Consider the following 18029-nt stretch of genomic DNA (forward strand, 5'->3'; position numbering starts at 1 on the left):
GATGTAGCAATGATAAAAGTAGTAATAGTGGATGACCATGAAATGGTAAGGCTAGGATACTCTACCTACTTATCCATTCAAGATGATATTGAAGTTATTGGTGAAAGTGAAAATGGACAAATTGGCTATGAGATGGCTTTGCAATTACGTCCCGATATCATTTTAATGGACTTGGTTATGGAAGTGATGGATGGGATTGAAGCAACAAAAAAAATATTGAGTGAATGGCCAGAAGCAAAAATAATTATCGTGACCTCTTTTATCGATGATGAAAAAGTATACCCAGCTTTGGAGGCAGGAGCAGCAGGTTACATGCTAAAAACATCATCGGCAAACGAGATAGCTGATGCTATTCGTCTAACATATCAAGGAGAGCGTGTACTCGAACCGCAAGTAACAGACAAGGTAATAAAGCGTCTTACTCAACAAAAAGCTCCACAATTACATGAAGATTTAACAAATCGCGAGATGGAAGTTCTTTTACTAATTGCCCAGGGACATTCTAACCAAGACATTGCAGAGCAACTATTTATTACATTAAAAACAGTTAAAACACATGTTTCTAATATTTTATCTAAGTTAGAAGTTAATGACAGAACGCAAGCAACGATTTATGCTTTTAAACATAATTTAATTATCTAATCTCCGTATAAAATTTGGTTTTCAAGCTAAAGAATTAACACAGTTTTTACAAGCTGTGTTATGATGTTTGTAAGATGACATAGAGAGGGGGAGTCGGAAATTAGTTTCCGGCGCAAAAAAGAAATGAAAATTACAATCACTGAAGCTGCACAAAAATGGTATGAAGAAGAGATCGGTATTCCAGAAGGCTATGGTATTCGGTTTTTGGGTAAAGTATATGGGAGTAGTCCTGTTCATGAAGGTTTCTCTTTAGGAATAACAGTAGATAAGCCTGATGAAGTAATGGCTTTGACTACGATTAATCATATTCCTTATTTTGTGGACGCCAATGATGAATGGTTTTTTAGTGGTTACGATTTAGAGGTTATCTTAGATGAGACTTTAAATGAACCAGAGTATCTGTTTCATAAAAACAATTAACCGACAAAAAAACGGGGCCAAGGTATAGACCTTGACTCCGTTTTTTATTTTGCTGATTAGAGAGGCATAATGACTGGTACAATCATTGGACGTCGTTCTGTTTTTTCAAATAAATACGGCTGAACCGCATCAATAATGACATCCTTCAGAGCTTTTTCATTTAGATTTGTTTCAGAAGCTAAAGCTTTTTTTACTTCTTGTTTGATTTGAGTTTGAGCGCCATTAATTAAGTCGCCTGATTCTCGCATGTAGATAAAGCCACGGGATAAAATATCTGGACCAGCAACGAGTTCTTGATTTTTGAAATCAACTGTCAAGACTACAACAACAAGTCCATCTTGGGATAGAACACGGCGATCACGTAAAACGATGTTTCCAATATCGCCAATTCCTTTTCCGTCTACATAGACGTCACCAGCTGGAAAACTACCAGCTGGACGAGCAGAATCACTAGTCAAAGCTAAAATTTCACCATTATCCATAATAAAACAATTCTCGCGTGGCAATCCACACTGTTCAGCTAGATTAGCATGAATTTTCAGCATTCTGAACTCACCATGAACCGGCATGAAATATTTTGGTTTCATTAAGCGCAACATTAATTTCATTTCCTGTTGACCACCATGACCTGATGTATGAACATCGTTAATACGGCCGTGGATAACGCGTGCGCCAGCTTCCAATAATTGGTTGATGACACGATTAACACTCCCAGTATTTCCCGGAATTGGGGAACTTGAAAAAATGACGGTGTCTGCTGGTTGAATTGTAATTTGACGGTGGGTACCATTAGCGATACGACTTAATGCAGCCATTGGTTCCCCTTGTGACCCTGTACAAACAATCAACACTTTGTCAGCTGGATATTGATTAAGCTCCCGGGCACTTATAAAAGTGTCATCTGGAGCAGTAATATAACCCAACTCAAGAGCAGTTCGGAAAGAATTTTCCATACTTCTTCCGAAGACTGCAATTTTTTTGCCAGTCGCGATTGCGACTTCAGCTACTTGTTGTAAGCGTGAAATATTTGACGCAAAAGAGGCGAATATAATTCGGCCTTCAACCTTTTGAATGATATTTGCAAGTGATTGCCCAATAATACTTTCAGATTTTGTGAATTCAGAAATTTCAGCATTCGTACTATCACTTAATAAAAGTAAAACACCTTCTTCGCCTAATTGTGCAATTCGGTGAAGATTAGCAGGATTTCCATCCACCGGGGTAAAATCAAATTTAAAGTCACCTGTGAACACAATGTTACCTGGTGGTGTTTTTACGACAATACCACGGGTGTCTGGAATACTGTGAGTTGTACGGAAGAAACTAACGCTTGTTTTTCGAAATTTAATAACAGTGTCATCTTTGATTTGATGTAGGACAGCATCACGTAAGAGTCCATGTTCATCTAGTTTGTTACGAATCAAAGCAAGTGCTATTTCACCAGCATAAATAGGGACATTGATTTCTTTTAATAAAAAAGGAATGCCACCAATATGATCTTCATGTCCGTGTGAAATAAAAAGACCTTTTATTTTAGCTTGGTTTTGAACGAGGTAGGAATAATCGGGAATGACGTAATCAATTCCCAATAAATCATCTTCTGGGAACATGACACCAGAATCAAGAATAATAATTTCATCTTGATATTGAACGGCGTACATATTTTTACCAATTTCGCCTAAACCCCCTAAGGCGAAAACACCTACTTCATTATTTTTTATATTTGGTTTCATTCAGAAAATTCCGTAATTTCGAAATCGGGTTTATTTTGTTCATATTCTAAATGTTTACCTTGAAGAGGCTGGATAAACTCAATATTATAGGGGGTATTTCTATCCAATTTTTTTCTTGCTTCAATTTCGTTTTCTGCTTCTACATAAAGAGACATGGTTGTTTCTCTTGTAGGTACGTCAAGCATATTAGCTTGATAAGTTACTTTAAAAATCATGTTTTATCACTCCTGATAATTCTTTTATTTCGCATTGAAAAAACAACATATTTCCATACGGGTTCCATTATTGTATTTTTCTATACAATTACTAGTCTCAGTTTACCACAATTAAGGTAAATTCGTATAGCAATCTCATCAATTTCTATTTTAACCGTATCTATCAATGAATAATAAAATAATTTGGTAGACCTTTTTCAAATAGTTAGCTAAAATAGACTGATATCTAAAATGAAGGAAAAGATTGGGGGTAGGCTACAGTGTCTTTGATTTGGAAATATGTAAAACGTTATAAATTAGTTTTATTATTAAACGTTATAGGTTCATTTGGTTTTGTTTTTGTAGAATTAGGGTTACCAACAATGTTAGCAAATTTAATAAATGGGACCATTGCTGGTATTGGGCAATCGCAAATAAGGAATGTCATTATTTGGATGCTAGCCTTTACCTTTTTTGGTTTTTTTGGAAGAAGTTTGGTTGCTTACGCAACGAGTCGTCTTACTACAAATATGATAGCAGAGATGCGAAATGATTTATTTAGTAAAATTCAAACCTTCTCTCATGAAGAGTTTGATCGTTTGGGCGTGTCATCGTTGGTGACACGAGTTACCAACGATGCATTTATACTGATGCAATTTAGTCAGATGGTACTACGGTTGGGTGTTTCAACGATCTTGATGCTATTTGCAAGTTTTTACATGATTTTTCAAACGAGTCGTTCTTTATCAATTGTTTTAATTCCAGCATTTCCATTTTTACTTATATCGGTGTTGATTATTGGCAAATTATCTCGACCCTTATCAGAAGCACAACAAAAAAATCTAGACAACATTAACTTAACGCTACGAGAATCTCTAACAGGTTTACGCGTTATTCGTGCTTTTGTAAGAGAAAAGTTTCAATCAGCTCGTTTTTCGGTTGTGAATGAAGCCTACAGCACGGTAAGTCGGCGTCTTTTTTATTTAATGGCTTGGACACAACCACTGTTCTCACACGTGATTAATCTCATTATTATTGCCATTGTTTGGATGGGGTCTGATTTACTGGAAACGGGTGATTTACAAATTGGAACAATGGTTGCTTATATTGAGTATAGTTTCTTCGCACTTTATTCTTTTTTAAATTTTGCCATTGTATTTATGATGTATCCGCGAGCAGCAGTGTCTGCTGGAAGAATTCAGGAAGTATTTGATACGGTCAGTTCAATTGATTCAAATGAGATGGGAATTCAAGGAACTAAAACTCATGGTTTTATTCAGTTTGAAAATGTTTCTTTTTCATATCCAGATAATAAAGGAACTCCGGTTATTGAAAATATCAATTTCTCAGCAGGACCAGGACAGACGATTGCTTTTATTGGTAGTACTGGTAGTGGAAAATCAACGATTATGCAGCTCATTCCGCGGTTCTATGATGTGACAGGTGGAAGAATTATAATGGATGGGTATGATTTAAGAGACTATAATTTAAAAGCTTTACGCCAAAAAATAGGTTATATCCCACAAAAATCGTTGCTTTTTACAGGAAGTATTGCTGATAATTTGCGTTATGGGAAATTTAATGCAACCCATGGGGAAATGGAAGAAGCTTCTGATATATCCCAAGCCACTGATTTTATCTTAGATAAAGCAGAAAAATTCGAAGAGCATTTATCTGAAGGAGGAAGCAATCTGTCGGGTGGACAAAAACAACGGTTATCAATTGCGAGAGCTGTAGTGCGCCGACCTGATTTTTATATTTTTGATGATAGTTTCTCTGCCTTAGATTATAAAACAGACCAACAATTGCGAAACCGTTTAAAAAAGGAGACCCTTCATGCGACCGTTATTATTGTTGCGCAACGGGTTAGTTCTATCCTACATGCAGACAAAATTATTGTTTTAAATGAAGGAAGAGTTGTTGGTGAGGGGACTCATAGGGAACTTCTTAAGACCAATAAAATATACTATGATATTGCATCTTCTCAACTGAGAGAGGAGGAGTTGGCATGATGAAACCCAAAAAAATAAGTCAATTTACTTTGTTATGGGCATATATTAAGCCTTATAAACACCGCTTTTATTTCGCTATTTTACTAACGGTAGCAATGGCCTTTCTAAACGTAATGGAACCTTACGTTTTAGGGCTTGCTATTACCGAGTTAGGAAAAAACGTGGTTAGTATCTTTAAAAACGAGCCAGGAGCCATGATCAACTATACGTATGTCTCGCGAATATTAATTATTTATTTCATTCGAGCACTTGCTTATCAGGCTAGTATTCTTTTTTCACAACGTTTCATGACAAGTGTCGTCCAAAGCGCCATGTTTGACCTGCGATCAGACTTAGACCGTAAAATTAACCGGTTACCTGTTTCTTATTTTGACTCGCATTCATTTGGTGATGTCTTGAGCCGTGTTACCAATGATGTGGATGCTGTTTCTAATGCCATGCAACAATCCTTACTACAAGTTGTAAATGCGTTTTTGGGAATTACTTTTGCTGTTACTATGTTCTTTTGGATTAGTTGGAAATTAGCAATTATTACACTTATTATGATTCCAGCTTCATATTTAATCTCCAAAAAAATAACGAATATTTCCCAACCCTATTTTACAGGCCAGGCTAAGTACTTAGGGCAATTAAATGGTTTTGTGCAAGAAAATTTAACTGGTTTTTCAGTTATAAAACTTTATGGGAAAGAAGAAGATTCTGTAAAAGAATTTTCAGAGATTAATGATCAATTACGTCAGAGTGGATTTAGAGCGGCTTTCATATCCGGACTGATGTCTCCATTAACGGCTTTAGTTTCTAATTTGGCTTATATTAGTATAGCAGGATTTGGGATTATGCAAGTGATTGCTGGTACGCTTACGATTGGGAACGTCCAAGCAGCAGCCCAATATATTTGGCAAATTAACCAACCAATCACAATGGTTACCCAACTCTCAAGTGTGATTCAATCCGCTCTGGCAGCTATACAACGTATTTTTGGTTTCTTAGATGAGGAAGAGATAGTAGAAGGGAAGACACAACCACTTCCAGAAGTAATCAAAGGAGACATCACATTTGATAATGTCTCATTCAATTACTCTGCTGATCAACCACTTATTAAAAATTTTAATGTCAAAGTTACGAGTGGAGAAACGGTTGCGATAGTGGGGCCTACTGGAGCTGGGAAGACCACAATGATTAATTTATTAATGCGCTTTTATGATGTGGACTCAGGAGCTATTAAGCTCGATGGTCATGATATCCGTAATTTCACTCATCAAGAATACCGTTCTCAATTTGGTATGGTCTTACAAGATGCCTGGCTCTATCAAGATACCATTGCTGAAAATATTCGATTTGGTAAATTAGAAGCAAGTGATGCAGAGGTCAAACAAGCAGCTGAGATCGCAAACGTGGATCATTTTATACAAAGTCTAGGTGAAGGTTATGGAACTGTTATTAACCAAGAGGCATCAAATCTATCTTTAGGTCAAAAGCAATTGTTGACGATTGCACGCACCTTTATTGCTAATCCGAAAGTCCTTATTTTGGATGAAGCAACAAGTTCGGTTGATACAAGATTAGAAGTTCTGATTCAAAAAGCTATGGTTAAAATAATGGAAAAAAGAACCAGTTTTGTAATTGCACACCGTTTATCTACCATTCGAAATGCAGACTTGATTCTAGTCATGGATAAAGGACAAGTGATAGAACAAGGAACGCATGAAGAATTAATTTCTCAAAAAGGTTTTTACTATAATCTCTATAATAGTCAGTTTCAAGAAAATTAAAAAACAGGTTGTGAGAATTTTTCACAACCTGTTTTTTAATTAGTTGACTTTAACCAATAACTTTAACATCATCAGAAAGCTCAAATGGCTCTTGATTATTTATATAATCATAAAACATAATTCCATTTAGATGATCAATTTCGTGTTGAATAACAATAGCAGCGTAGCCCTTAAAACGCTTTTTAAAAGAATTACCATCTAGATCTTGATAAGTAACGGTAATACGACTATGACGAACAACGAAACCGGGTATTTCCCGGTCAACTGAAAGACAACCTTCTCCATCTTTTAAGCAAGCATCAGCGACAGAGTGACTCACAACCTTTGGATTAATCATAACAAGCTCTAATTCAGGAGGATCGTCTTCATACTCTCCAGGAATTAATAGAGCAATCATTCGCTTGCTAATATCAAGTTGGGGTGCGGCAAGTCCGACACCAGCTCTGAGACCTAATTCCTCAGATAGTTCTGGATCTTGGCTGTTTTTTAAAAATGCCATCATATCCTCTGCCAATGTGCGTTCATCAGGTGTTATTGGATGACTCATTTCTTTTGCGATTTTACGCAATGCGGGGTGGCCTTCCCGAACAATGTCTTCCATAGTAATCATGGTAACATCTCTCCTTTGTTATTAAATAGATCCGATTAAAAAATATCAACCTAATCATTTTACTACAAGAACTAGCAAAAAGCGAAAGAATAAACCGTTGTATAAATATCCTGAACACTGTACAATAACGAGATAAGAATACGGTTAAAAAATTGACGAATTCTGTTAGGAGATCAAGGTATGTCACTATCCAAAGATTATATTGAAACTGTTTATAAAAAATTAGAAGAGAGGGGCGCTCATCAGACAGAGTTTCTCCAGGCCGTTAGGGAAATGTTTAATACCATTGAGCCAGTAATCGAAAAAAAACCTGATTATATAAAATGGAATATACTGGAACAATTAGTGGAACCAGAAAGAATCATTACTTTTAAAGTACCTTGGATGGACCAAGCTGGTAAAATTAATATTAATAAAGGATATCGTGTGCAATTTAATTCCGCAAAAGGACCTTACAAAGGTGGCTTGCGTTTCCATCCTAGTGTAAATGAAAGTATTATGAAGTTTCTAGCTTTCGAACAAATTTTTAAAAATAGTTTAACAGGTTTACCAATTGGTGGTGGTAAAGGTGGTTCAGACTTTAATCCAAAAGGGAAGTCCGATATAGATATTATGCGCTTCTGCCAATCCTTTATGACTGAGTTGCATCGACATATAGGTCCGCAATTAGATATCCCTGCTGGTGATATCGGTGTCGGTGCACGCGAAATAGGGTACCTATATGGACAATACAAACGATTGAATGGATCAGAAACAGGTGTTTTAACTGGAAAACCAATTAGTATGAATGGTAGTTTGGGCAGAAAAGAAGCAACCGGGTATGGTCTAGTTTATTACACGGATGAAATGTTAAGAGCTAATGGCAAGTCATTTCAAAATCAAAAAGTTGTTGTGTCTGGTAGTGGGAATGTCGCAATTTATACTATAAAAAAAGTGCAAGAATATGGTGGAACTGTGATTGCTTGCTCAGATTCAAACGGTTATATTTATGATGAATCAGGAATAGATGTTACCTTACTTCAAGAAATTAAAGAAATAAAGCACTTACGACTATCGCAGTATCAGACACAAACAAGTCATTATAGTGAAGGCAGTATTTGGAATTTAAATAAGCGTTATGATATTGCCTTGCCTTGTGCCACACAGAATGAGATAGATAAAGACAAAGCTCAAAAAATAATTACCAATGGCGCTTATTGTGTAAGCGAAGGTGCAAATATGCCAAGTACAATCGACGCGATTACTTTGTATCAAAAGAATAAAGTACTTTATGGCCCCGCAAAAGCAGCAAATGCCGGTGGCGTGGCGACGAGTACACTTGAGATGGCACAAAATGCTTCACACAGTCATTGGCCACGGGAACAGGTTGAAAATGAGTTAAAAGCGATTATGAAGAATATTTTTGATACTGTAAATAAAACATGCGAAACATACAATCTTGGTAATAATTATTTAGTAGGGGCAAATATTGCTGCTTTTACTCAAGTAGCCGACGCTATGATTTATCAAGGAATTGTTTAATTGAATACGAAAAAACTATAAGCTAAGGAAATCTTAGCTTATTTTTTTATAAAAAATGTTTGTGATATATTTTTTAATCTTTCGTCATAAAGACAGAAGATACTTTTTAGGAAGAAAAGAAAAACTTTTAAAAAAAATAAATGAAAGTTTTCTCCCAGTAAGGAGTAAAAGGTCTGTTTTAAGCGGAAAGATGAAATAGTGACGATTCGTAAAAAAAATAATAGTACAGCATACAAAAATATTTGAAACAGAATGAAACAGAAAACGTTTTACAGCTCATTTATATATAAGTAGGTAAAAGCTTACAAGGGACAACCTCGACTAGTTAATAAATGAGCAAGTCGTAAAAAGAACACGCTTACAATGCTTTCATAGCAACTGGGGCTTAAAAAAAACAAAGCAGAAGCCTTGCATAAAGCGTGAGTAAATGGTAAATTAATTATGTGAGGTAGCAAGAATAATACAGTTTAAAGAAACTGTGTAAAAAACTCATCGTTATGATGAAATTTTAAGGTTAAGAGAGGAATGTGCTAGCATGGTTACACAAAAACAGAAAATTGATATTGACGCGTTATTAAATCCGTCAAACACAGATTTTCGAATGGTTCAAATTTTGGATGAAGAAGGAAAAGTTGTTAACCCTGATTTAATGCCTGACGTTTCAGATGAAGAACTGGTTCAATTTATGACAGATATGGTTTGGTCTCGAATTCTTCATGAACGTTCAACTGCTTTGAATCGTCAAGGTCGTCTAGGATTTTATGCCCCAACAGCAGGACAAGAAGCAAGCCAATTGGGTAGTATTGCCGCAATTGAAAAAGAAGATGTTTTGCTTCCAGGGTACCGTGATGTTCCTCAACTGATTAAGCATGGTCTCCCGTTGTCACAAGCCTTCCTATGGTCTAGAGGACATGTTGAGGGAAATGACTATCCAGAAAGTTTAAATGCTTTACCACCACAAATTATTATTGGTGCACAATACATTCAAACTGCTGGTGTTGCTTTAGGACTTAAAAAACGTGGTAAAAAGAATGTTGCCGTTACTTATACTGGTGATGGTGGATCTTCACAAGGTGACTTCTATGAAGGAATTAACTTTGCTGGAGCATTTAAAGCACCTGCGATTTTCTTTATTCAAAATAATGGCTGGGCAATCTCTACTCCTCGTGAGTTACAAACAGCAGCGAAAACACTTGCTCAAAAAGCTGTTGCTGCAGGGATTCCAGGAATCCAAGTAGACGGAATGGACTTCTTAGCAGTTTATGCTGTTACTAAAAAAGCTCGTGAGTATGCAGTTGCTGGAAATGGTCCCGTACTGATTGAAACAATGACATACCGTTTTGGTCCTCATACACTATCTGGAGACGATCCAACTCGTTACCGAGATAATGAAGTGCTCGAAGGCTGGCAAGCAAAAGATCCACTTATTCGTATGCGTAAATTCCTAACCGAAAAAGGTCTATGGAGTGAAGAAAAAGAAAACGAAGTAATTGAAAATGTTAAAGAAGATATTAAAGAAGCAATTAAAGAAGCTGATAAAGCACCTAAGCAAAAAGTTTCTTCTTTCTTGAAATCCATGTTTGAAGAACCTACACAAGGAATTGCTGAACAGATTGAAATTTTTGAAGCAAAGGAGAATAAATAATCATGGCACAAAAAACAATGATTGAAGCGATTACGGCTGCGCTTGCGCACGAACTTGAAACAGATCCAAATGTCTTGATTTTTGGTGAAGACGTGGGTAAAAACGGAGGAGTATTCCGAGCTACTCAAGGACTTCAAGAAGAATTTGGCGAAGATCGCGTATTTGACACTCCTTTAGCAGAATCTGGTATTGGTGGTTTGGCTTTTGGTTTAGCTTTAGAAGGCTATCGTCCGGTTCCTGAAATCCAATTCTTCGGGTTTGTATTTGAAGTAATGGACTCAATTGTGGGACAAATGGCTCGTACACGCTACCGTATGGGTGGAACGCGCAATATTCCTGTTGTGATTCGTTCTCCATTTGGTGGAGGTGTTCATACACCAGAATTGCACTCGGATAACTTAGAAGGATTAATAGCACAATCACCTGGTATTAAAGTAGTCATTCCATCTAACCCGTATGATGCAAAAGGTTTATTAATTTCTGCTATTCGTGATAATGACCCAGTTATTTACTTAGAACATATGAAATTATATCGTTCTTTCCGTGATGAAGTTCCTGATGAAGCATACACGGTTCCACTAGGAAAAGCAGCTATTACAAAAGAGGGTACTGATGTTTCAGTTATTACTTATGGTGCAATGGTTCGTGAAGCAGTTAAAGCTGCAGAAAAACTTGAAAAAGAAGGTATTTCTGTAGAAATAGTCGATTTACGTACAGTTTCTCCATTAGATGTTGAAACAATTATTGCTTCTGTTGAAAAGACAGGTCGCGTTGTTGTTGTTCAAGAAGCACAACGTCAAGCTGGTGTCGGAGCAATGGTGATGTCAGAAATTTCAGAACGCGCTATTTTATCTTTAGAAGCACCGATTGGTCGTGTAGCAGCACCAGACACTGTTTTCCCATTTGGTCAAGCAGAAAACTCATGGTTGCCTAACGCACAAGATATTGAAGACAAAATAAAAGAAGTTTATAATTTCTAATTTATTAGGACAGGGTAAGTACGGTTTTCGCTAGAAAACTGTACTTCCACCTGTTTATAATGACTAAATAAGTTAAACGATGAATTGAAGGGATGATAAGATAATGGCTTATAAATTCAAATTGCCCGCACTAGGCGAGGGGATCATGGAAGGCGAAGTAGCTTCGTGGCCAGTTAATGTGGGAGACACAATCAATGAGGATGATACGCTTGTAGAGATCCAAAATGATAAATCAGTAGAAGAAATTCCATCTCCAGTAACCGGTACAATTACCAAGATTGTTGCGCCTGAAGGGACAGTAGCAGTCATTGGTGACGTTTTAGTAGAAATTGATGTACCTGGATATGAAGATGAAACAAGCGAGGAATCAACCGACGCAACAACTGAACCAGTTATTGCTCAATCGGAATCACCAGCTTCTTCTAACAACGTATTCCAATTCAAATTGCCTGCTTTAGGTGAGGGAATTATTGAAGGTGAAGTTGCTTCATGGCCAGTTAAAGTGGGAGACACAATCAATGAGGACGATACACTCGTAGAGATCCAAAATGATAAGTCAGTAGAAGAAATTCCATCTCCAGTAACCGGTACAATTACCAAGATTGTTGCACCTGAAGGGACGGTAGCTGTTATTGGTGACGTCTTAGTAGAAATCGATGCACCTGGTCATAATAACGCATCTTCATCTGCTTCAGCCGAAACTAAAGCTGACACTGAAACAAATACTGACTCAGAAAAAGCAACACCTGCAACAGCACCGGTTGCACCAGGACCAACTACTGGTAAACCAGCAGCTGATTCCAATGCGCGTGTTTTAGCAATGCCATCTGTGCGTCAATATGCACGTGAAAAAGGGGTAGACATTACCCAAGTTTCTCCAAGTGGTAAAGGTGGACGTGTTATAAAAGCGGATATTGATAATTTCGGTTCTCAAACTACATCAGAATCTAGCCAAACAGAGTCAAAAGAAGTGGTGGTTTCTACATCTAAACAAGCAGCAACCCCATCGAAAGAAACATCTGCTCCAACAGTTGCAGCTAAACCATATAAATCTGATGCAGCTGAAATGGAAACACGTGTAGCAATGACTGGAATGCGTAAGGCAATTGCGAAAGCAATGGTCAATAGTAAACATACTGCTCCACATGTAACTCACCATGACGAAGTAGAAGTATCTAAATTATGGGATCACCGTAAGAAATTCAAAGATATCGCTGCAGAAAAAGATACGAAGTTGACTTTCTTACCTTATGTAGTGAAGGCTCTAACTGCAACAATTCGTGAGTTCCCAATTCTGAATGCTTCTATTGATGATGAAACACAAGAAATTGTTTATAAAAACTACTTCAATATTGGTATCGCAACTGATACAGACGCAGGTTTATTTGTACCAAATGTTAAAGATACTAATTCTAAAGGTATGTTCCAAATTGCAGATGAAATTAACGAATTAGCAGCTAAAGCGCATGAAGGTAAACTAAAAGCTGATGAAATGAAAAATGGTTCTATTACGATTAGTAATGTGGGTTCTGTTGGTGGTGGATGGTTTACACCAGTTATCAATCACCCTGAAGTTGCAATTCTAGGAGTTGGAACAATCTCTCAACAACCAATCGTAAACGCAGAAGGTGAATTAGCTGTGGGACGTGTTATGAAGTTATCGTTGAGTTACGATCACCGTGCCATTGATGGAGCCACTGCTCAAAAAGCATTGAACAATATTAAACGTTTATTAGCTGACCCTGAATTGTTATTGATGGAAGGATGATTAAAGTATGGTAGTAGGCGACTTCGCTGTTGATTTAGATACAGTTGTGATTGGTTCTGGACCTGGTGGCTATGTAGCTGCCATCCGTGCCGCACAAATGGGACAAAAAGTAGCTATTATTGAAAGAGAATGGATTGGCGGCGTTTGTTTAAACGTTGGTTGTATTCCTTCTAAAGCATTGATAGCTGCAGGACATCGTTACCAAGAAGCACTGGATTCATCTGCTTTTGGTGTAACAACTGAAAATGTCACTTTAGATTTCACAAAAACGCAAGAATGGAAAGATAATAAAGTAGTCAACACACTAACCAGTGGTGTTGAATACTTATTGAAGAAAAATAAAGTCGAAATAATTATGGGAACAGCCTTCTTTAACGATGAGAATACATTACGTGTTTTCACTGATGAAGCTGCTCAAACCTATACTTTCAAAAATGCTATTGTAGCAACCGGTAGTCGACCAATTGAAATCAAAGGTTTCAAATTTGGAGGACGCATTATCGATTCTACGGGCGGACTTAATTTAACTGAAGTTCCTAAAAAACTTGTCATTGTTGGCGGTGGGGTTGTAGGAACAGAGTTAGGAACTGCTTATGCAAACCTAGGCGCAGACGTTACAATTCTTGAAGGTTCCCCTCAACTATTACCATCATTTGAAAAAGATATGGTGAAACTAGTTGAAAAATCATTTAAAGAAAAAGGAATTACCTACGTGACCAATGCGATGGCTAAAGAAGCTGTTGACAATGGTGATAGTGTCACCGTTAAATATGAAGCTGCTGGTAAAGAAGAACAAATCGAAGCAGACTATGTGATGGTAACAGTAGGTCGTCGTCCCAACACGGATGACTTAGGTTTAGAAGTTGTTGGTATTGAGATGAGTGATCGCGGATTAGTGAAGGTTGATAACCAAGGTCGCACAAACATTAAAAATATTTATGCGATTGGTGATATTACACCTGGTGCTGCTCTTGCACATAAAGCTAGTTATGAAGCAAAAATTGTCGCAGAAGCGATTTCAGGAAAAGCGTCTGCTATTGACTATGTTGCTATGCCAGCAGTAGCATTTACAGATCCTGAGTTAGCAACCGTTGGTTTAACTCAAAAAGAAGCAAAAGAACAAAACATAGATGTAAAAGTATCTAAGTTCCCGTTATCCGGAAATGGACGAGCACTTTCGCTAAATGCAACTGAAGGATTCGTTCGTTTGGTAACAACCAAAGAAGATAACGTGTTGGTTGGAGCCCAAGTAGCTGGTGTAAGTGCATCAGATGTAATTGCTGAACTTGGTCTCGCAATTGAGTCTGGAATGAATGCAGAAGACATCGCGCTTACCATTCATTCACATCCATCCTTATCAGAAACGGTTATGGATGCAGCAGAGTTAGCGTTAGGGTTACCTATCCATATCTAAATAGTACAAAAAGCCTTGAATTTTATTCAAGGCTTTTTTTACTATCTCGTTTATTGATTAATAAGCATATATGGTATGATAAATGAAATGATAGTAGTGGAGGAAAGACAAATGAACAATTATAATTATCCCCTGGATTTGCAATGGACTCGAGAAGAGCTGCAAATTGTTATTTCAACTTGGAATGCCGTTGAAGCAGCTTATGAAGGCGGAGTTGATCGAGAAGATTTCATAAAAAAATATCGCTTATTTAAAAAAGTTGTCCCATCAAAAGGTGAAGAGAAACAACTTGGAAATCAATTTGAAAAAGTTTCTGGTTATTCGCTTTACCGAGTTGTCAAAGCAGCACAAACAGAAGTAAAAAAAATAAATATAAGGGAGTAGGGAAAAAGTAATGGATATCGCTGTAACAGCTAAACTTGTTCGAGGATGGGTTGAGGAAGCTGGACAACTGTTACGAGAATCATTATCAAATACTTCGATTGTAGTAGAAGAAAAGAGTCACCCAAGTGATCTCGTAACAGAAATGGATCGTTTTATAGAGGCCTTTTACGTAGAAAAAATTCGAAAAGAGTTTCCAACTCATCAAATTATTGGTGAAGAAGGAAGCTATGGAGAAGTTGATAACATGGACGGTTATGTTTGGATTATTGACCCGATTGACGGTACTTTGAACTATGTAAAACAAAAGAGGAATTTTTGTTCAATGATTGCCTTATATAAAGATGGTGTGGGTATCTTTTCTTTTATTAATGATGTTATAAATGAAGATATCTATTATGCCATAAAAGGAAAAGGCGCTTATTGTAATGATAAGCAATTAGAAAATGTTACAACGTATCCTTTAGGAAAAGGTCTCGTTGCATTGAACACTAAGATGGTTATGCTAAAACCTACGCTTTCCAAAAAAATTATTCAGGAAGCACTTGGTGTGCGTCTGATTGGATCTGCGGGTTTGGAAATGGTACAAGTCATTACAAACCGAGTATCTGCGTATGTGACAACGCCACTTAATTTTTGGGATGTGGCTCCAGGCATTATGATTGCAAGCGAACTAGGTCTTAAATGTTCGCGTACGGATAATAGTCCTATTAAGATGTTAGAAAAAAATCCAATTGTAATCGCAAATGAGAATACGCACCAAGATATTATCAATATAATGAAAAAAACTAGCAATATAGATGTATAAGAAGTTTTTTTCTTTCCAAATAATTAATGGCATGGTACAATGGACAAGTTGAAAATGTGCTAGATAAAAACTAAAATATTTAAACAAAGTTATTCGAGTAACCGTTTGATTGCCCCTATCTCATAGGAAAATTGAGGGCATTCTTTTAGGCAGTAGATAAGTGGAGGAATAAAAAAATGAAGTTAAGAGAAGATATCAGAAACATCGCAATTATCGCCCATGTTGACCACGGAAAAACAACTATGGTTGATGAACTGTTGAAGCAATCTGATACATTGAGTGAGCGTGCACATATTGAAGATCGTGCCATGGACTCAAACGATATCGAAAGAGAACGTGGGATTACTATCCTTGCTAAAAATACTGCAGTATCTTACAAAGGAAACCGTATCAATATTATGGATACACCAGGTCACGCGGATTTCGGTGGCGAAGTAGAACGAATTATGAAAATGGTAGATGGTGTCCTTTTAATTGTCGATGCCTATGAAGGCACAATGCCACAAACCCGATTTGTTTTGAAAAAAGCATTGGAACAAAAATTGATACCAATTGTCATTGTTAATAAAATAGATAAACCAACTGCACGTCCGGCAGAAGTAGTAGATGAAGTTTTAGAATTATTTATTGAATTAGGTGCGGATGATGATCAGCTTGAGTTTCCAGTTATTTATGCTTCTGGATTAAATGGAACATCTAGTTTATCTGAAGACCCAGCAGACCAAGAAGCGTCTATGGATCCAGTTTTTGATGCTGTATTAGAGCATATTCCTGCACCCGTAGATAATTCCGATGAACCCTTACAATTCCAAGTTGCGATGTTAGATTATAGCGAGTTTGTCGGGCGTATCGGTATTGGTCGAGTCTTCCGCGGTAAAATTAAGGTTGGCGATCAAGTATCATTAATGAAACTAGACGGTACAGCTAAAAACTTCCGTGTAACCAAGTTGTTTGGCTATTTTGGTCTAGACCGTATTGAAATTGATGAAGCCATAGCAGGAGATTTAATTGCTATTTCAGGGGTAGAGGATATTTATGTAGGGGAAACCATTACACCAATCGACCACCAAGATGCACTTCCTATCTTACATATCGACGAACCTACTTTACAAATGACCTTTCTAACAAACAATTCTCCTTTTGCTGGTCGCGAAGGAAAACATGTGACATCTCGTAAATTGGAAGAACGTTTGATGAAAGAACTTCATACAGATGTTTCCTTACTGGTTGAAAATACAGAATCACCTGATGCATGGGTTATATCTGGTCGTGGAGAGTTACATTTGTCCATCCTAGTCGAAAACATGCGTCGTGAAGGATTCGAATTACAAGTATCTCGTCCAGAAGTAATTATCAAGAATTTTGATGGTGTTAGAAGTGAACCGTTTGAACGTGTGCAAATTGACAGTCCAGAAGAATATATGGGCTCCATTATTGAATCGTTAAGCGAACGTAAAGGTGAAATGCAAGATATGGTTAACCCCGGTAATGGACAAATTCGTCTAATTTTCTTGGTGCCATCTCGCGGATTGATCGGTTATTCTACAGAGTTTCTTTCTTTGACACGCGGATATGGGATTATATCTCATACCTTTGACTCTTACTTACCAGAATTAAGTGGTAAAATTGGAGGTCGCCGTAATGGCGCACTAGTATCTACTGAAACCGGTAAAGCAACGACTTACGGAATCATGGGTATTGAAGACCGTGGTACTATTTTTGTTGAACCAGGAACAGAAATATACGCCGGAATGGTTGTTGGTGAAAATGCCCGCGAAAATGATATAGCAGTTAACATTACTAAAGCAAAACAACAAACCAACGTTCGTTCAGCAAATAAAGACCAAACAAACGTCATCAAACGTCCACGTATTTTAACTCTAGAGGAGTCACTTGAGTTTATGGGTGAAGATGAGTATTGTGAAATCACACCGAAGAGTATTCGTCTACGTAAACAAATACTTGATAAGAGTGAAAGAGAAAAAGCTGCAAAACGTAAAAAGAAAGCCTTAGAAGAATAAGTTTAAACGGATATGCGTCTTTTGATGCATATCTTTTTTTATATATCAAGAAAACTCTATGCTATAATAACGAAGGAGGGAGCTAATCAGATGCATACAAGAATAGTC

15 protein-coding genes are annotated in these 18029 nt (G+C 37.1%); 12 read left to right on the forward strand and 3 right to left on the reverse strand.

The genetic code is table 11. The features are described from left to right. Nucleotides 1-9 precede the first annotated feature (9 nt). Together BW727_RS02495 and BW727_RS02500 are read left to right on the forward strand one after the other, a co-directional pair. The gene (locus BW727_RS02495) at nt 10-642 is read left to right on the forward strand and encodes a response regulator transcription factor (RefSeq protein ID WP_062467663.1); all 633 of its coding nucleotides are present in this window, start codon (nt 10-12) and stop codon (nt 640-642) included. Between the two features lie 123 nt (nt 643-765). Continuing rightward, on the forward strand, nt 766-1062 hold the full coding sequence (locus tag BW727_RS02500; RefSeq protein ID WP_062467664.1) for a HesB/YadR/YfhF family protein: 297 nt from the start codon (nt 766-768) through the stop codon (nt 1060-1062). Nucleotides 1063-1118: 56 nt separating this feature from the next. Here the strand turns inward: BW727_RS02500 and rnjA are convergent, their stop codons facing one another. Continuing rightward, entirely contained in the window at nt 1119-2795 is a 1677-nt protein-coding gene (gene rnjA / locus BW727_RS02505; protein WP_062467665.1) for a ribonuclease J1, read from the reverse strand. Then, nucleotides 2792-3010 (reverse strand): DNA-dependent RNA polymerase subunit epsilon, encoded by a 219-nt coding sequence (locus BW727_RS02510; protein ID WP_062467666.1) that lies wholly within the window; start codon nt 3008-3010, stop codon nt 2792-2794. Before BW727_RS02510 ends, rnjA begins: the two co-directional genes overlap by 4 nt. A 260-nt stretch (nt 3011-3270) precedes the next feature. Between BW727_RS02510 and BW727_RS02515 the strand changes: the two genes are divergently transcribed. Together BW727_RS02515 and BW727_RS02520 are read left to right on the forward strand one after the other, a co-directional pair. Further along, nucleotides 3271-5001: an ABC transporter ATP-binding protein gene (locus BW727_RS02515; protein WP_062467667.1), complete on the forward strand. Its 1731-nt coding sequence runs from the start codon at nt 3271-3273 to the stop codon at nt 4999-5001. Beyond that, entirely contained in the window at nt 5001-6773 is a 1773-nt protein-coding gene (locus BW727_RS02520) for an ABC transporter ATP-binding protein (protein ID WP_062467743.1), read from the forward strand. Before BW727_RS02515 ends, BW727_RS02520 begins: the two co-directional genes overlap by 1 nt. 49 nt (nt 6774-6822) lie before the next feature. Here the strand turns inward: BW727_RS02520 and def are convergent, their stop codons facing one another. Further along, nucleotides 6823-7383: a peptide deformylase gene (gene def, locus BW727_RS02525; RefSeq protein ID WP_062467668.1), complete on the reverse strand. Its 561-nt coding sequence runs from the start codon at nt 7381-7383 to the stop codon at nt 6823-6825. A 180-nt stretch (nt 7384-7563) separates the two neighbouring features. On the opposite strand from def, the gene gdhA reads away from it, so the two are divergent. The 8 genes from gdhA to typA all read left to right on the forward strand — a co-directional run bounded on the left by gdhA (nt 7564) and on the right by typA (nt 17921). After that, nucleotides 7564-8904, forward strand: a complete 1341-nt coding sequence (gene gdhA / locus BW727_RS02530) for an NADP-specific glutamate dehydrogenase (protein WP_062467669.1) — start codon at nt 7564-7566, stop codon at nt 8902-8904. Nucleotides 8905-9439: 535 nt separating this feature from the next. Further along, nucleotides 9440-10549 (forward strand): pyruvate dehydrogenase (acetyl-transferring) E1 component subunit alpha, encoded by a 1110-nt coding sequence (gene pdhA, locus BW727_RS02535; protein ID WP_062467670.1) that lies wholly within the window; start codon nt 9440-9442, stop codon nt 10547-10549. 2 nt (nt 10550-10551) lie between these two features. Continuing rightward, entirely contained in the window at nt 10552-11529 is a 978-nt protein-coding gene (locus BW727_RS02540) for an alpha-ketoacid dehydrogenase subunit beta (RefSeq protein ID WP_062467671.1), read from the forward strand. 103 nt (nt 11530-11632) lie between these two features. Next, nucleotides 11633-13297, forward strand: a complete 1665-nt coding sequence (locus BW727_RS02545; protein ID WP_062467672.1) for a dihydrolipoyllysine-residue acetyltransferase — start codon at nt 11633-11635, stop codon at nt 13295-13297. Nucleotides 13298-13304: 7 nt separating this feature from the next. Further along, nucleotides 13305-14711, forward strand: a complete 1407-nt coding sequence (gene lpdA, locus BW727_RS02550) for a dihydrolipoyl dehydrogenase (protein ID WP_062467673.1) — start codon at nt 13305-13307, stop codon at nt 14709-14711. A gap of 111 nt (nt 14712-14822) precedes the next feature. Beyond that, entirely contained in the window at nt 14823-15095 is a 273-nt protein-coding gene (locus tag BW727_RS02555; protein WP_062467674.1) for a UPF0223 family protein, read from the forward strand. A 10-nt stretch (nt 15096-15105) separates the two neighbouring features. Further along, nucleotides 15106-15900, forward strand: coding sequence for an inositol monophosphatase family protein (locus tag BW727_RS02560; RefSeq protein ID WP_062467675.1), 795 nt, complete (start codon nt 15106-15108; stop codon nt 15898-15900). A 176-nt stretch (nt 15901-16076) separates the two neighbouring features. Further along, on the forward strand, nt 16077-17921 hold the full coding sequence (gene typA, locus BW727_RS02565) for a translational GTPase TypA (RefSeq protein WP_062467676.1): 1845 nt from the start codon (nt 16077-16079) through the stop codon (nt 17919-17921). The last annotated feature ends 108 nt before the right edge of the window (nt 17922-18029 follow it).

It is taken from the genome of Jeotgalibaca dankookensis (assembly GCF_002005405.1).
Classification (GTDB): domain Bacteria; phylum Bacillota; class Bacilli; order Lactobacillales; family Aerococcaceae; genus Jeotgalibaca; species Jeotgalibaca dankookensis.

What these genes read in the sequence shown, in the direction of transcription:
- BW727_RS02495 (WP_062467663.1), top strand. Translation starts at nt 10, where the DNA reads ATGATAAAAGTAGTAATAGTGGATGACCATGAAATGGTAAGGCTAGGA.
- BW727_RS02500 (WP_062467664.1), top strand. Translation starts at nt 766, where the DNA reads ATGAAAATTACAATCACTGAAGCTGCACAAAAATGGTATGAAGAAGAG.
- rnjA (WP_062467665.1), bottom strand. Translation starts at nt 2,795, where the DNA reads ATGAAACCAAATATAAAAAATAATGAAGTAGGTGTTTTCGCCTTAGGG.
- BW727_RS02510 (WP_062467666.1), bottom strand. Translation starts at nt 3,010, where the DNA reads ATGATTTTTAAAGTAACTTATCAAGCTAATATGCTTGACGTACCTACA.
- BW727_RS02520 (WP_062467743.1), top strand. Translation starts at nt 5,001, where the DNA reads ATGAAACCCAAAAAAATAAGTCAATTTACTTTGTTATGGGCATATATT.
- def (WP_062467668.1), bottom strand. Translation starts at nt 7,383, where the DNA reads ATGATTACTATGGAAGACATTGTTCGGGAAGGCCACCCCGCATTGCGT.
- gdhA (WP_062467669.1), top strand. Translation starts at nt 7,564, where the DNA reads ATGTCACTATCCAAAGATTATATTGAAACTGTTTATAAAAAATTAGAA.
- pdhA (WP_062467670.1), top strand. Translation starts at nt 9,440, where the DNA reads ATGGTTACACAAAAACAGAAAATTGATATTGACGCGTTATTAAATCCG.
- BW727_RS02540 (WP_062467671.1), top strand. Translation starts at nt 10,552, where the DNA reads ATGGCACAAAAAACAATGATTGAAGCGATTACGGCTGCGCTTGCGCAC.
- BW727_RS02545 (WP_062467672.1), top strand. Translation starts at nt 11,633, where the DNA reads ATGGCTTATAAATTCAAATTGCCCGCACTAGGCGAGGGGATCATGGAA.
- lpdA (WP_062467673.1), top strand. Translation starts at nt 13,305, where the DNA reads ATGGTAGTAGGCGACTTCGCTGTTGATTTAGATACAGTTGTGATTGGT.
- BW727_RS02555 (WP_062467674.1), top strand. Translation starts at nt 14,823, where the DNA reads ATGAACAATTATAATTATCCCCTGGATTTGCAATGGACTCGAGAAGAG.
- BW727_RS02560 (WP_062467675.1), top strand. Translation starts at nt 15,106, where the DNA reads ATGGATATCGCTGTAACAGCTAAACTTGTTCGAGGATGGGTTGAGGAA.
- typA (WP_062467676.1), top strand. Translation starts at nt 16,077, where the DNA reads ATGAAGTTAAGAGAAGATATCAGAAACATCGCAATTATCGCCCATGTT.